This window comes from Melioribacteraceae bacterium, assembly GCA_030584085.1.
Taxonomy (GTDB): domain Bacteria; phylum Bacteroidota; class Ignavibacteria; order Ignavibacteriales; family Melioribacteraceae; genus SURF-28.
This window is the reverse complement of sequence record CP129490.1, coordinates 2,149,521-2,166,047: the sequence shown is the minus strand read 5'-3', so window position 1 is coordinate 2,166,047 and position 16,527 is coordinate 2,149,521. Positions and strand designations below refer to the sequence as shown.

11 protein-coding genes are annotated in these 16,527 nt (G+C 36.0%); 5 read left to right on the top strand and 6 right to left on the bottom strand.

Annotation, left to right across the window (positions count from 1 at the left end):
* Positions 1-26: 26 nt before the first annotated feature.
* Positions 27-803, bottom strand: coding sequence for an undecaprenyl-diphosphate phosphatase (locus QY331_09870; protein WKZ68261.1), 777 nt, complete (start codon positions 801-803; stop codon positions 27-29).
* Positions 804-1,003: 200 nt separating this feature from the next.
* Between QY331_09870 and QY331_09865 the strand changes: the two genes are divergently transcribed.
* The 4 genes from QY331_09865 to QY331_09850 all read left to right on the top strand — a co-directional run bounded on the left by QY331_09865 (position 1,004) and on the right by QY331_09850 (position 5,729).
* Positions 1,004-2,323, top strand: a complete 1,320-nt coding sequence (locus QY331_09865) for a sigma 54-interacting transcriptional regulator (protein WKZ68260.1) — start codon at positions 1,004-1,006, stop codon at positions 2,321-2,323.
* A gap of 161 nt (positions 2,324-2,484) precedes the next feature.
* Positions 2,485-2,940 (top strand): tetratricopeptide repeat protein, encoded by a 456-nt coding sequence (locus QY331_09860; GenBank protein WKZ68259.1) that lies wholly within the window; start codon positions 2,485-2,487, stop codon positions 2,938-2,940.
* A gap of 8 nt (positions 2,941-2,948) precedes the next feature.
* Positions 2,949-4,055, top strand: coding sequence for a C-GCAxxG-C-C family (seleno)protein (locus QY331_09855; protein WKZ68258.1), 1,107 nt, complete (start codon positions 2,949-2,951; stop codon positions 4,053-4,055).
* 150 nt (positions 4,056-4,205) lie between these two features.
* A complete protein-coding gene (locus tag QY331_09850; protein ID WKZ68257.1) occupies positions 4,206-5,729 on the top strand; it encodes an AbgT family transporter in 1,524 nt (507 codons plus the stop codon).
* Between the two features lie 54 nt (positions 5,730-5,783).
* Here QY331_09850 and QY331_09845 read toward each other — a convergent pair whose 3' ends face one another.
* Positions 5,784-7,619 (bottom strand): C69 family dipeptidase, encoded by a 1,836-nt coding sequence (locus QY331_09845; GenBank protein ID WKZ68256.1) that lies wholly within the window; start codon positions 7,617-7,619, stop codon positions 5,784-5,786.
* Between the two features lie 225 nt (positions 7,620-7,844).
* Between QY331_09845 and QY331_09840 the strand changes: the two genes are divergently transcribed.
* Positions 7,845-10,520, top strand: a complete 2,676-nt coding sequence (locus QY331_09840; protein ID WKZ68255.1) for an alpha/beta fold hydrolase — start codon at positions 7,845-7,847, stop codon at positions 10,518-10,520.
* Positions 10,521-10,563: 43 nt separating this feature from the next.
* Here the strand turns inward: QY331_09840 and QY331_09835 are convergent, their stop codons facing one another.
* The 4 genes from QY331_09835 to gdhA all read right to left on the bottom strand — a co-directional run bounded on the left by QY331_09835 (position 10,564) and on the right by gdhA (position 16,492).
* Entirely contained in the window at positions 10,564-11,811 is a 1,248-nt protein-coding gene (locus tag QY331_09835) for a Glu/Leu/Phe/Val dehydrogenase (protein ID WKZ68254.1), read from the bottom strand.
* A 4-nt stretch (positions 11,812-11,815) separates the two neighbouring features.
* Complete coding sequence (locus QY331_09830) at positions 11,816-12,019, bottom strand: hypothetical protein (protein ID WKZ68253.1); 204 nt, start codon at positions 12,017-12,019, stop codon at positions 11,816-11,818.
* 1 nt (position 12,020) lies between these two features.
* Positions 12,021-15,011, bottom strand: a complete 2,991-nt coding sequence (locus QY331_09825) for a PEP/pyruvate-binding domain-containing protein (GenBank protein ID WKZ68252.1) — start codon at positions 15,009-15,011, stop codon at positions 12,021-12,023.
* Between the two features lie 119 nt (positions 15,012-15,130).
* A complete protein-coding gene (gdhA, locus tag QY331_09820; protein ID WKZ68251.1) occupies positions 15,131-16,492 on the bottom strand; it encodes an NADP-specific glutamate dehydrogenase in 1,362 nt (453 codons plus the stop codon).
* Positions 16,493-16,527 lie beyond the last annotated feature (35 nt).

Here is a 16,527-nt window from a genome sequence, read left to right as displayed (position 1 = left end):
AACAGAAAACAATTTTGATAATTACTTTACTTCATCAATCCCATGAAAATAAGGAAAACTATTCCAATAAAAATTCTGTAATAACCGAAGTGCTTGAATCCATAGTTTTCCACAATTTTCAAAAAGATTTTCACGGCAATCCATGCACTTATGAAAGCACCGATGAGACCAATTGAAAGGAGTAATATTTCATAACTAGAAAAATCAACAGGTGTTTTGAGAAGATCATATGTTGTTGCAGCAAACATTGTCGGCACTGCCAACAAGAAAGAGAATTCCGTAGCTTGTTTTTTATTGAATCCGTTAAACACACCGCCGATAATTGTTGCGGCTGCTCTCGAAGTACCGGGTATCATAGATAGGCACTGGATTAGTCCAATATAAAAAGCATTTTTATATGGGATCGCCTCCGGTGATTCAATTTTACTTTTCTCGTTAACTACTTTTTTATCGATAAGAATTAATATTATTCCGCCGACAACCAGAGAAATGGAGACCACATATGGATTAAAGAGATATGCTTTTATAAAATCGTAAGCTAAGAAACCGACTACCGCTGTCGGGAAAAATGCGATTGAGAGTTTAATATAAATATCAATTCCTTGTAGAAATCTTTTTATATACATCAGAGCTATTGCAAGAATTGCACCCAACTGAATCGCAATCTCAAACGTTTTTACAAATTCATCTTCATGAATACCCATTGCTGATGAAGCTAAAATCATGTGTCCGGTTGAAGAGACGGGTAAAAATTCGGTCAATCCTTCGATGATCGATATAATTATTGTTTCAAAAATTCCCATTAAGGAGATTCCTTATTTTCTGTTTGTGATGTAAAATGAACTACGAAATTCTATAGAATCGAGATGATTGTACAAAATTAAAGTTCGAAAGATAGTAAATATTCAAACCTTCTAAAAATTCATTAAAAGCGTAATATTATAAAAAGAGTAATTGGTATAATTAAATGTAATTATGTAATTTTGATAACGGATTATAGACTATGATAGAACGATACAGTAAATATATTCTCGACTCTTTAGCCGAAGGCGTTTTTGTTGTTGATAAAGAATTTAAATTAATCTTTGTTAATAAAGCCGCCGAGAAACTTCTCGGTCGTAAAAGTGACGATTTCCTTGGTTCGGTATGCAAAAGTTTCTGCGATTCGGATCAATGTCAAATATCATGTCCAATTGCTGAAGTACTTATTACCGGGAAAAAAGTTTATGATCTAGAAGCTAACTACCAGAAAAGTGATGGTAAATCACTTCCTGTTAAAGTTAATGCATCGGTTTTAGAAGATGATGAAAACAATCCGATTGGTGGAATCGTATCTTTCCGAGATGATTCGGTCAATAAAAGTATTGAAAAACTTATCGGTTCGGATTCTCACTTTAATGGAATTGTTGGCAGATCAAAACAAATGATTGAGGTCTTTTCAACTATTAAAGAAATTGCCGAAAGTGAAGCGACAGTTCTAATTTCAGGTGAAACCGGAACAGGAAAAGAGTTGGTCGCAAATGCTATCCACGCTGCAAGTAATCGTTCTAATAAACCATTTGTAAAAGTTAATTGTGCTGTACTTCCGGAAAATTTATTGGCGAGTGAATTATTTGGTCATGTTAAAGGTGCCTTTACAGACGCAGTGAAAGACCGAATTGGAAGATTTGAACTTGCCGATGGAGGAACAATTTTCTTGGATGAAATTGCTGAAATGCCGCTTCATCTTCAAACTCAACTTCTAAGAATATTACAAGAGGGAACTTTCGAAAGAGTGGGTGAGAGCATGACGCGGAAAATAGATGTTAGAGTAATTGCAGCTACAAACAAAAATTTGAAAAGTGAAATTGCTAATAAAAAATTCAGAGAAGATCTATTCTACAGGTTGAATGTTTTACCGATTAGTATTCCGCCATTAAGAGAACGGGAGGACGATATACTTATTCTTGCTCAATTTTTCGTGGATAAATATGCTCAAAAGTATAATAAGAATATCAAAGAAATCTCGCCTGATACAATTGATCTAATACAAAGTTATAATTGGCCCGGAAATGTACGTGAACTTGAAAATGCTATTGAGTATTCATTTGTTCGATCAAAACGTGCTGATTCGGTTTGCTTATGTTGTTTACCGCCTCATATTCGTCCCCAACAAGAATGTAAAAAACAACTTCATCCCAGAATAATTGAGAGAGATGAAAAAGCTGAGGAGTTGTTGTCTCTCCTTAGAAAAAATCATTGGAATAAAACCAAAGTGGCAAAATTATTGGGTGTTGATAGAAGCACAATTCACCGCAGACTTAATAACATTTCTAATAAATAATCTAGTTGCATTCTGTTGCAATGTTGCATTCAGTTGCAGCAATGGAATTGTGCAATAAAAATTGCTATATAAAATTTGTGTTGCAATTTATTGCAATAATCCTTTCAAGCACATCAATTATTTTCAAAGTTATCCAACCTTTCAATCGGCACAAAGTTTGAATGAACACCAGCATTATGAATGAAATGCTTGGTAATCAATATTTTATTGCACGAAGGTTTTCTGAAGCTTGTAATGTTCTCGAAGCAGCATATCTAAAAAATCCTCTCAATTTTTCAATTAAAAAGAAACTCATCATTTGTTATTTACAAACAGATCAATTTGAGAAAGCATTTCAATCATTTTATGAGCTTATATCTGATAATATTGAAATCATCATGAATACTGATATGTTAAAAGATGATTGTCCTTGTCCCGAAATTATTGACCAAACTATTCCCGAATTAAAATCTAATTCAGAAGCCGAATTGATAATTAAACTGGGCATCTTATGGCTCTATTGTGATCTAGAAAAATCAATAGATTATTTTGAAAAAGTTCCAAAAACACATCAATACTATCAATCTGTAAACAAAATTCTACAAATAGAAAAATCCCAACAAACAAAAAGGAACTAGGAGTATTTATGAACAAAAAACAGACTAGAAAAGAATTTTTGACTAATACGTCAAAGTATGCAGTAGGTGCTGCAGTTGGTGTTGCCGGTTTGAGTGCATTATCAAACGGAAAATTATTTGCCGGATCAAATCAAGCTACATGGCCGTTACCTTGGGTCACTATTGATCCGGATGAAGCTCGTGAAAGAGGACATTACTTATATTGGAATGGAATGGATTGTTGTTCCGGAGTTTTTGGAGCATTTACACAATTACTAACAGAAAAGATTGGTGATCCTTGGACAAATATTCCCGGTGAAATTATGTTATTCGGTAGAGGAGGTGGAGTAGGTTGGGGAACATTGTGCGGAACACCTAACGGTGGTGCGGCAGTTATTAGCTCAGTTGTCGGTAAAGCTGATTCGGCTCCACTTATCACAGAATTATGGGGATGGTATTGCTCAAGTGAATTACCAACGGACGAATCAAATGTTTTTGATTTTTCAACAAAGAATTATGTTGGTGAACTTCCACAAAATATTTCTGGTAGTCCTTTATGCCATATTTCCGTTACCGAATGGTGTGTAACAGCCGGTAAAAAAGTAAGTGATACAGAAAGAAAAGAAAGATGTGCTCGTGTTACAGGTGATACATGTGCAAAAGTTGCAGAATTGCTAAACGCATATTTTGCTCAAACATTTACACCTACATATACTGATCCGGAAGAAATGACAACTTGTTTAGCTTGCCATGGTGCTGCTGTATTTAATAACGTTATGACAAAGATGAATTGCGTTAGCTGTCATGGTGATCCTCATGGTACTTCCTCAGTTGAAGATAAAGGTGGATTAGCTGTTTCATACAAGTTAGAACAAAATTACCCGAATCCATTTAATCCAACTACAAGCATTAGATTCTCAATCCCACAGCAAGCTAAAGTTAGATTAGAAGTTTATGATATTCGTGGTGCATTAGTTCAAACATTAGTTGATTCAGAAATTTATAATGCTGGTAATTATGAAGCAAAATGGAATGCTACTGATGCACTTGGAAGTAAAGTTGCAAGTGGTATCTACTTTGCAAGACTAACTGCCGGTAATTACATGAAGACTGTTAAAATGAATTTACTCAAGTAGTACTCCTCCTGTTTGTGGTGAAAAGGCTGTCTAATTAAGGCAGCCTTTTTGTTTCCTACCAGATATTCTCAATTTAATTGTATCTATAAGCATAAACAGCTATTTTAAGCGGAATTTATTTCTAATTTATAACAAAAACTAGGGGAGCGAATGGCTGAAAAAAAGACTAAAGAGGGATTCTTTCAAAAACTATTAGACAGAGTAGAAAGAGTTGGTAATAAATTACCGCAGCCGGTTACACTTTTTGTAATGTTGATGGGAATAGTATTGATAGCTTCTTTAATTGCATCCTTATTTGGAGTCAAGGCAGTCCATCCAGGAACAGGTGAAACTATTGAAGCAGTGAACTTGCTTAATGCGGATGGTATTCAGAGAATATTCACCGAGATGGTAAAAGTATTTACTGACTTCCCACCGCTTGGATTAGTATTAGTAGTTATGCTTGGAATTGGGGTTGCCGAAAAATCAGGATTAATAGCGGTTTCATTACGCGCGTTTGTAAAATCAGTTCCCCCACAACTGATTACTTTTTCTATTGTAACAGCAGGCATGCTTTCAAGTATTGCTGCCGATGCAGGTTATGTTGTTTTAATTCCTCTTGGTGCCGCAATTTTTTACGGAATGGGCAGACATCCTATAGCTGGTTTAGCTGCTGCCTTTGCCGGTGTTTCGGGTGGATTTGGTGCCAACCTATTTTTAACCGGTTTAGATCCATTACTTGCAGCGTTTACTCAACCTGCTGCACGTATTATAGATCCAAACTATGTTGTTGATGCAACGGCAAACTGGTATTTAATGGCGGCATCTGTTCCAATTGTTGGAATTGCCGGCACTTGGGTTACTGATAAAATATTGGAACCCAGATTAGGAAAATATGAAGCTCATGATGAATTGGAAAAATCAACCGATGAAATAACACCACTTGAACGTAAAGGTTTGAGATGGGCTGGTATAACATTAGTAATTTGCCTTGCTATTACAGCTTACTTATTTATCCCGGAAGATGCAATTTTAAGAGATGAGAATGGTGGAATGCAGCCGTTCTTTGTCAGTATAGTCCCGTTAATGTTTGTTATCTTTTTTATTGTTGGATTGGTTTATGGAATAGTTACAAAAACAGTTAAGAGCGATAGAGAAGTTGCAAAATGGACCGGCGAATCAATGGCAAGTATGGGTGGATATATAGTTCTTGCTTTTGCCGCCGCTCAATTTGTTGCTTATTTCAACTGGTCGAATTTAGGATTAATAGTAGCAGTAAGCGGTGCCGATACTCTTAAATCAATTGGCTTTACCGGAATTCCGTTAATTGTGGCGTTTATTCTTGTCTCATCGCTAATAAATATTTTGATTGGTAGTGCCTCGGCAAAGTGGGCAATTATGGCTCCAATTTTTGTGCCTATGTTAATGATAATGGGTTATTCGCCCGAGATGACACAGGCAGCGTATCGAATCGGTGATTCTTATACAAATATACTTACACCTTTACTTCCGTATTTTCCGATAGTAATTGTATTTGCGCAAAAGTATGTTAAGAATATTGGACTCGGAACTTTAATTTCAGCAATGCTTCCGTTTGCAATTGTCTTTGCTTTAGTCCGTATTCCTATGATGATTATTTGGATGTTACTAGAATTGCCATTAGGACCGGATGCACCGTTATACTTCACTCCATAAAAAGTAATTTTAGCTTCCCGCAATTTTTGAAATTGCGGGAAGCTTTGTATTTGATCAATGACTAATGAGTTCAGAAGATTTCGAGTTAAATTTTTCGTTGTGAAGTTCTTCGATTCTTGCAAGTGTTTCGTCAATCAGTTTGAGCTTTGCCAAAGCATATTCATCGTCAGGTTTTAACTCAACCAATTTTTTGAATGCTTCCTTTGCTTCAGCATATTTTTTACTATTCAATAAATTATCTGCGTCTTTCTTTGCAGAGCGATATTCTTCATCAATTTCTACTGAAAGTTTTTTCATTTTGAATCGTTCACCGCTTTCAGCAATAATCTTTTGCTTGAATTCTTCCGGATAACCGACATTCTTTGGTTTATAATATTCATCCTTTTTTATTCCATCGATATAGTTAAGGATCAAATCCTCGCCAAGTTTTTTCCATCTCTTAATTGTGAGATCAGCAACTTCATTTGTATAATTTGTTAGATGATCGATTGCTTTGCCGGGAGAATCTTTATATAAAGCTAATGCGGCATTTTCAATCGCAGCTTGACGTGAAAGGAACTTACCTTCTAATTCATTTTGTACATTTTGTACATCTTCTATAACTAAAGAAAATTTTGGATATGAAAAGTTTGAGACAAAATTGAAAACCCAGAAAGCAGAATCCCAGCTAAATTTTGAAAGTGATGCAATACCTTCTCCAAAATTATAAGGTGCTTTTGTGATGGATGCATACATCGGAACATAAACAGTAAAATATGTATCATCAACACCGTACCAAAGCACACCGCCTATTTCACGAGGCAAATCTGATCGCGATTGACTTACAAATGACCAAGCAGTTTGCGGTGTAGAAATTGGTCGCTCATGAAAATACTCTTCATCTTCATGTTCCCAAACAAGTGGTCTCCAGCGATAAGGCATTTCATAAACTCCGGCTGCTACTCCTTTTGTTATATCCAATTCAGTACCTTGATAATGATCTCTCATCAGATGCATTACATCATGAGTTGAAAGTTTTGTATCTGGTTTAATGTAGAGCGGCATACGTTCTAATGATTCGCCTTGAATGTAGGGGAGGTATTTATCCATATCATTATTTACTCTTCTAAAGAGTGACCAAACACGAGCATCACAAAATCTTATTGCCCCGAAATCAAGAGGCGCATAAGCATCGGAAAAATTGAATTCGGAATCTTCGCCTTCGAAGTAACCTTTTTCACGTGCAAATGAAATTACATCAGGAGAATAAAGATAATTATCCGGGTCATTCAATTTAATTTTAGTAATCCTTGCTTGATTAGCATGTCCGGAAACGTACCCATCCGGAATTCTGACAGCAGCCCAAACGGTTCCTTTGTTGCCTTCACCTTTCCCGATCATTTCTAAAATCCATGCTTCATTTGCATCACCGATAGAAAATGATTCTCCGGAACTATAATATCCGTATTCTTGAACTAAACTAGTCATTATATCAATTGCTTCACGAGCGGTTTTTGCTCTTTGAAGTGTTATATACATCAAACTTCCGTAATCAATTATTCCTTCCTTATTTCGTAATTCAGGTCTGCCTCCGAATGTTGTCTCACCAATTACAACTTGATGTTCATTCATATTACCGATTACATTATATGTTTCGCGAGCTTGTTTTATTTGACCGAGAAATTTTCCGGTATCCCATTCATATATATCAAGCATGGCACCTTCTGGATATTTTGTAGCGGGGAAATGATACAACTCTCCATAAAAACCGAATGAGTCGGCAGTATAACATATATGTACTGATCCATCGGTTGATGCACCTTTGGTTACAATAAAGTTTGTACAAGCGTATGTATTACTGATAGAATTTAATATCAGTACTGCAATGAAAAAGATATATACTTTTCTCACGATTCACCTACTTTTGTTTTTGATAAATTTTTATAATGGTGGACAAGATAATAATTCGAGAGAACTTTTCTGAAAAAATCGGTGTAAAATCGTATCAAAAAAAGTGCATTACTTTTACATTTTCTTCAAATAACATATTAATTTTCAATTTTAATTAGATTCGAATTATATTGAATTTGCGATTTCTGATTATATAAAGAGTATTCCAAACAAAAGGGTTAACAAATGAAAAAGCTATGTTTAATTTTATTGTTTCTAACAATTTACGGGATTCAAATGTTTGCACAACTTCCTCCATTAATTGATCGTGAGATATTTTTTGGTGATCCGGAATTATCCGGTGCACAAATTTCTCCCGACGGTAACTACATCACTTTTATTAAGCCGTTTAATAATGTTAGAAATATTTGGGTAAAAGGTATTGATGAACCTTTCGAAGATGCTCGCCCTCTAACAGCCGATACTAAAAGACCAATAAGAAGTTACTTTTGGTCTGTCGATAGTAAATATGTTTTGTTTGTTCAAGATAAAGGTGGTGACGAGAATTTTAGAGTTTATGCCGTTGATCCATCCGCATCAGGTGACCCTGTTCCCGAAGCGAGAGATTTAACACCTTTCGACGATGTACGAGCAATGATTTATTCCGTTCCCAACAGTTCTCCAAATCATATCATCATAGGTTTGAATGACAGAAATCCGCAAGTGCATGATGTTTACAAATTGAATTTAACAGACGGAAGTAAAGAACTTTTATGGCAGAACGACCAAAACGTAGTTAGCTGGTCGGTTGATTTGGACGGAAATTTAAAACTCGGGATTAGAATATTACCAGATGGCGGAAGTGAATTATTAAAAATTGACGGTGATCAATTGCTTCCGATTTATTCTGTTAATAATGAAGAAACAGCATCACCAATCAGATTTACACCTGATGGCAATTCGTTTTATTTAATTACCAACAAAGGTGATGAATTAGATAAGACACAACTTATGCTCTACCATCTTGATAACGATAAAATAGAATTCATCGAAAAAGATCCTTTGGATGAAGTAGATTTTAGCGGCGCATATTTTTCCGACATAACAAATGAATTAATTTTTACTGCATATGTAGGTGATAAACAAAGACTTTATTTCAAGAACAAAGAATTTGAAGCGGATTACGAAAAATTAAAATCGCTTCTCCCCGAAGGTGAAGTTTCGTTACGCTCAATGACAAACGATGAAAATATTTGGGTTGTAGGCGTTTCTAGAGATGTTGATCCCGGTTCTGTTTATATCTTTGATAGAACGAAAGGTACTGCGGAATTTTTATATCAATCAAATCCCAAACTTCCATCTGAACATTTAGCAGAAATGAAACCTATACGATATGAAGCGCGTGATGGTTTATCAATACCGGGATATCTAACATTACCAAAAGGTATTCCTTCAGAAAATCTTCCTACCATACTTCTCATACACGGCGGACCGTGGTCACGTGATTACTGGGGATATGATCCGATAGCACAATTTCTTGCAAACAGAGGTTATGCGGTTCTGCAACCGAATTTTAGAGGATCAACCGGTTATGGGAAACATTTTCTAAATGCCGGAAATAAAGAATGGGGAAGAGGTGCAATGCAGCATGATATTACAGATGCTGTTAATTATCTGATAAAAGAAGGTATTTCAGATCCTAATAAAGTTGCAATAGCAGGCGGTTCATATGGTGGTTATGCTACATTAGCCGGTTTAGCATTTACACCTGAAATTTATGCAGCTGGATTTGATATTGTCGGTCCTTCGAATATTATTACGTTGTTAAATTCAATTCCGCCTTACTGGGCACCGATGAAAAAAATATTTGATGTAAGAGTAGGAGATATAAATGATTCTGAAGAAAGAAAAATGCTTGAGGAACAATCACCATTAAACTATGCTGAAAATATTACAAAACCGTTATTCGTTGTTCAAGGAGCAAACGATCCGCGTGTTAAACAAGCCGAATCTGATCAGATTATTGTTGCATTGCGAGATCTTGGAAGAGATGTAGAATATATGATAGCTGAAGATGAAGGTCATGGTTTTGCCGGATTAGAAAACAGACTAGCGATGTTTTATGCAATGGAAAAATTCTTTGCTGATCACTTAGGCGGTAGATATCAAGAAGATTTACGTGATGAAATTAAAGACAGATATAATTCTTTGATGGTTGATATAAATACGGTTACTCTACCGGAGGCTCAACCAAATGTAATTGAGAGAGTTTCTGAATTTGATGGTTCATCAATTGATCTTAATGGTGGAAAGTATGAAATAACTGTTAATGCCCGTGGTCAAGAAATTAAAATGAATATGTCACGTGAATTTTCAAAAACTAATGTTGACGGAATAAATGCAATACAAGTAATCGAAAATGTCACCGGTATGATGTCTGGAGCTGATACACTTTACGTTAATGAGAAAACATTGCTTCCAATCAAGCGTTCGGCAAAGCAAGCAATGGCGACTGTGAAAATGAATTTCTCTTCAGATAAAGTTGAGGGTTCGATTGTAGCCGGTCCACAAAACATGCCGATTAATCTTTCTCTGGATTCGCCTGTACTATCAGATGGCGTCGGTATGGAAATAGCAATTGCCTCACTTCCTTTAGCAGAGAATTACGCAGTTCAAATTGATCAATTTGATATGATGGGTGCAAAATCAAAGCAGATGAACATTAAAGTTGTCGCTTCAGAAACAGTGAATGTTTCCGGTAAGGATTATGATGCTTATAAGGTTGAAGTTAAACCTGCCGAAGATGGAGACGGTGAATCTATGTTATGGATTAGTAAAGATGACAGAAAAATTATAAAATCAGAAAGCAAACTTCCTGCAATGATGGGTGGCGGTACGATTACTACTGAATTAACTGAATAATATCATTAAGGGGATTAATTATTAATTGATCCCCTTATTTTTCTTAAACCCAACCACGTAATTTACAAGCTTCAGCAACACGAGCAACTCCGACAACCATTGCCGCCAAACGTGGATGAACTTTTTTATCCTTAATCGCTTCTTGTACAGTGTGATAAGCTTTTGAAATTTTCTTATCCAATCTTTGCTGAACTTGTTCTTCCTCCCAGAAATATGAATACTTATCCTGAACCATTTCAAAATATGAAACAGTCACACCACCGGCGCTCGCTAAAATATCGGGTATTACATGAATGCCGTTTTTGTTTAAGATCAAATCTGCTTCAGGTGTAGTCGGACCGTTTGCTAATTCACTTATTATTTTTGCTTTAATATTATGGGCATTTTCCGAAGTTATTGCATTCTCTAAAGCGGCCGGATATAAGATTTCCACATCAAGAGTTAGTAGTTCATCATGTGGAATTGATTTTGCTCCCGGAAAATTATTTACAGAACCGGTTTTTAATTTGTGTGTAACCAATTCTTTCGGGTCCATTCCTTCCTGATTATAAATTGCCGCACGTGAATCACTTACTGCAATAAGCTTCCCTCCGCCGAGAAGTTCTTGATGAAGCAGTGCAGCACGTTGGCCTGCATTACCGAACCCTTGTATTGCATAAGTCTTGGTCGGGTCGAACCCATAAACTTTACAAGCTTCTCTAACATTAATAACACCTCCACGTGCAGTTGCGTCACGTCTGCCTTCAGTTCCGCCGACTTGCTGAGGTTTGTCGGTTAATATTCCCGGCTGATGCTTATTGATAATAGTTTCGTATTCGTCCATCATCCAAGTCATTGTCTGTGGATTTGTATAAACATCAGGGGCAGGTATGTCTCGTTCAATTCCAATGACCGGAGCAATAGCTCGTATATAACCGCGAGAAATTGCTTCAAGTTCTCTATCGGATAAAGATTTAGGATCACAGCAAACACCGCCTTTACCGCCGCCGAGCGGTAAATCGACTACAGCTGTTTTCCAGGTCATCCAACATGCTAATGCTCTTATAGTATCGACTGTTTCATCGGGATGAAATCTAATACCGCCTTTTGCCGGTCCGCGTGCCGTATTATATTGTATTCTCCAACCATGAAAAATTTTGACCTTACCGTTATCCATTTTAACTGGGAATGTGAACTTAAATTCTCTTTGAGGATAAATTAATAACTCAACAGTAGCTTGATCTAAATTTAATAATTTAGCTGACTCGAGAACTTGCTGCTGAGCCACCTTGAATGAATTGTAAGATTCCATCAGGCTATTCCTCTTTTTTATCTTCTTTTGGGGAATCAGTTTTTTGTGGTGATTTTTTAATATCATCCAATATTATTCTATACCAGCAATTCTTGCACATCAAAGCCCTATCAACGCTAAGAAGTACTTGCTGCCACGGACTTAGTTTGTGTCCGCAGTGAGGACATTGATCGAGAATTATTTTACTATCTTTATTTTCTTCGGCCAATTTAACTCTCCGGTTTAAGGATTATACCTTTATTTTCCTGACCGTTCATTTTAATAAGTAAAGGTTTCTCAAGTTTTATATGTTTAGTGAAAACTTTTCTCTCAATCTCAGTTTGATTTTTCAACCAAGCCCAGTCTATATAACCTAATTTATCGGAATTGACTGTAAAATACCCAATCATAAAGGAAGTAATATTTTGAAAGAAGTGTGTTCCTTGAGAAGGCATAACAGAAAATTCTTTAAAACCCGATTCAACAATAACTTTAGCACCGGCAATTTGTTCCCATGTTACGGGAATACCTAGCCAAGGATCTAATGAACCCCATCTTCCGACACCGATTAATAAATAAGGTTTATTTTCTTCTAAAAGTTTTGAATTAAAGTAACTAACCTCTTTTGCAACATCACGGCTCTTTGCTCTATCGAACTTATCATATTCTACATAAACAATATCCTTTATATCGTTGATTAATCCATTCCCCAGAACTTGTGTGCTGTAAGCAATAATTTCTTCTTTGTTTGAATCGTCAATTACTAATTCTTCTATTTCATGGTTAATAACTAACGGTCTCATCTGCAATATCCCGAATTCCTTGGGTTTACCTTTGTCGGGTGTCATATTAACCGCAAACTCAATTTCAACAGGGGTGCCCATTCCCCAAGTACCCATATCTAAAAGCAATTCTAAAATTTTTGGTAAGGGAAAAAGTTTATTCCGAAGAATTGGTCCGAAGGTTACAAGTCTTGACCCATTTCTGCTTAGTCCATCGTAAATTCGATCATTCTCAGGTGAGTAAGTTGAACCAACATAGTGAAGTGAACCGTCATTCTCTGCAGTAGTCAAATCATATTTTTTTAGAAGCATATCATGCGTTTCATAACCAAATTCAGAATTTCCATCTAATAATAATGCGAAGAAATCCAATTGAGAACTATTCAATGATTCTTTAACCGAGTAAAACTGAATTAGATCAGTCGGATATTTTGGACAGAATCTAACTGTATTTCCGCCATCAACAACAGTTTTACCTAAACCGAGAGCGACGGAGATTATACCATCAGTAGATTTTTGAGGAGCGATCGGATAAAAATTATATGATTTTGCTACCCCAGAAAAATCCGGGTAAAATCTATTTTGATGTGTATTACCAACCATGCGTTGTATGATAACCGCCATCTTTTCTTCTTCCAAACGGTAGGATGTAACTTTAATGTAATTTTTTGCACTCTGGTAAAATGTAGAGGCATAAACTCTTTTTATGCTATTGAGCAAATCGTTTAATCTTATGAGAGAATTTGAATGAATATTCGGAATCATATATGTTTCATAAACTCCGGCAAACGGATGATATTGGGAATCTTCGAGTAAACTTGATGACCTAATTGCAAGAGGTGATCTGACAATATCTAGGAAAGCAGCAAGTTCACCAAGTATATCCTCCGGAAATTTACTTGCTTCAAGAAATTTTCTGGTTATCTCGGTATCATCATTACAATTCAATGCAAACTTTTTAAGATTATTTTCTTCGAGAAATTGATCGAAAATATCGGTGCCTAATACAATTGCCGATGGTACGGAAATCTGAATATCTTCAAAACTTTCACGAACATTGTAGTTGTTTATTAATGTGTTAACAAAACTCAATCCGCGTGCTTTACCTCCAAGTGAACCGCCGCCGATTCTTGCAAAACTGCTTCCCGGATCAAATGTTTCTTTCGAAAAATCTGTGATTATTCCTCTTTGACGAAAACTGATATAATTCAGTACAGCTTTTATTAAGTATGCTCTCAATTCTTCAACGGAACTATAATCGGTAACTTTTCTCGGACGAAGTTGATGTGCTAAATAAAATTCCGTTCTGGCTTTTAACCAATTTGAGAAATGATTTCGTTCAGCATGAAATTTTATGCTTTCCACCGGAACGACTTTCATCTGCTCAACGAGTGATTTTAAATCACAAGCTCTGCCAACTTCATGACCATTTTCGGTTCTAAAAACAAAATCACCGAAACTGAAATAATTCACCATAAATTGGCGTAACTCATTAAGAAGAGTGTGAGAATCCTTTAATATAAATGAAGCTTTATACTTGAGTGCACCTTCCTCATTTTCATTATTGTGCGAGAGTAAAAGTATTGGAATATCACTTTGCTGCGCTTTTACATTTGCGGCAAATTTAATTCCTGCCTGTGGGTCTTGAACTCCGTTATGCGGGAAATCGATATCGGAAATTATACCTAAGATAAACTCTTTATATTTTATATAATATTCCCAAGCTTCTTCGTAATTTGAACAAAGTAGAATTTTTGGTCTAGCTCTCATTCGTAAAAACTTGTGACTTAAGTTGATACCTTCGGAAATCAATCTCTGCGATTGTTTCATCGTTTCGGTATATATTATTGGAAGAATTGAAGAATAGTACCGAACACTGTCCTCAATTACAATTATACTCTGAACACCTACAATTTTAGAATCATGTGAAACGTTAGCCCGGTCTTCAAAATACTTGATTATGGCAATGATGATTCTAAAATCACCTTGCCATACAAAAATTTTATCGAATACATCTGCGTTTTTATTTAATAGTAAATATTTCAGTTCCTTGTTATCATGTGCTAACAAAACAATCGGAATATCTAGGTTGGATTCTTTTACAAGTTTGGCGAGTTGTGTTGCATGCATATCCTCGATATGGAGCGTAGTAATTATTAGGTCAAATCTTTTTTCTTCCTTTGCAATTGTAATCGCATCATGACCGCTAGAAACTCTAGTTAACTCGGGGGAATGACTTAATTGTAATCCTTGATATTCATTTCGGATTAGTTCATACAATCTCCCGTCTTCTTCGTAAAGGTATAGATCATAAAGACTCGAGACTAGGAGAATATCCCGAATACGGAATCGCATAAGATTTTGGAAACCTTGAAATCGATTTCCGTAACCGTGCTCAATCCACATCGAATCAAACAAATCAGAGGGTGACTCTTTCATTATAATCGAAAGAAGTTATAGATAATGAAATATATGAAAAAAGAGGCTGTCTCAAAAGAACATAGATAAGACATTTACAAATGTCGCAATTGAGACAGCTTGATTTGAATAAAAAAAAATTATACGACTCCTTGGTCAATCATAGCATCGGCAACTTTTAAGAATCCACCGATATTAGCACCGTTTACATAATTCCCCGGAGTTCCGAATCTATCAGCATTGGCAACACAAGTTGTATGAATATTTTTCATTATCATTCTTAGTCTTTCATCAACCTCTGCTTTCGGCCATGGAAGTCTCATACTATTTTGTGACATTTCAAGTCCGGAAACCGCAACACCACCGGCATTTGCTGCTTTGCCCGGTCCGTATAATATTTTTTCATCAAGAAAAACATTAACACCTTCAATTGTTGTAGGCATATTAGCGCCTTCGCTGACAACATATACTCCATTTTTGATCAAGTTCTGTGCATCTTTTTCGTTTATTTCGTTTTGTGTGGCACTTGGGAAAGCACAATCAGCTTTATGATTCCATAGTGGATTGTATTCCATTTTTGGATCGAGTTCTGTATATACAGCATTTTTATATTTTTCAGTATATTCAGAAATTCTTCCTCTCCTAACGTTTTTAAGCTGCATTACAAACTCTAATTTTTTGTCATCTATTCCTTCTTCATCAAAAATATATCCGTTTGAATCCGAGAGAGTGATGACTTTACCGGCGAGTGAATTTATTTTTTCTACGGTATATTGTGCCACGTTTCCGCTTCCGGATACTAAACATGTTTTTCCCTCCAAAGTTTCATTCTTTGTCGAAAGCATTTCAGCGGCAAAATAAACGGCTCCATAGCCTGTTGCTTCTGGTCTAATTAAAGAACCTCCCCAGTTCAATCCTTTACCAGTTAGTACGCCTGTAAATTCATTTCTTAATTTTTTATACTGTCCAAAAAGATAACCAATTTCTCTACCGCCAACACCTATATCACCGGCTGGAACATCCGTGTTTGGTCCGATGTGCCTATAGAGTTCGCTCATAAATGCCTGACAAAATCTCATTACTTTTAAATCACTTTTTCCTTTTGGATCAAAATCAGATCCTCCTTTACCACCGCCCATAGGTAAGGAAGTTAGACTGTTTTTAAATACTTGTTCGAAGGCAAGAAATTTTAGAATACCAAGATTTACTGAGGGGTGAAATCGAAGACCTCCTTTGTAAGGACCAATAGCACTATTCATTTCAATCCTATAGCCGCGGTTAATATGAACTTCACCTTGCTCATCAACCCAAGGTACACGAAAGGTTATTACACGTTCCGGTTCAATAATTCTCTCTAAAATTTTAGCTGCTCGGTATTCAGGATGTCTGTCCAATACAATCGAGATTGATTCGGTTACTTCTTGAACTGCTTGATGGAATTCCGGCTCAGCCGGGTTTTTCGATTTTACTTCTGCCATTAATTCTTTTACGTAATCTGACATTTTGAAGTCTCCAATTATTATTATAATGAATTGGT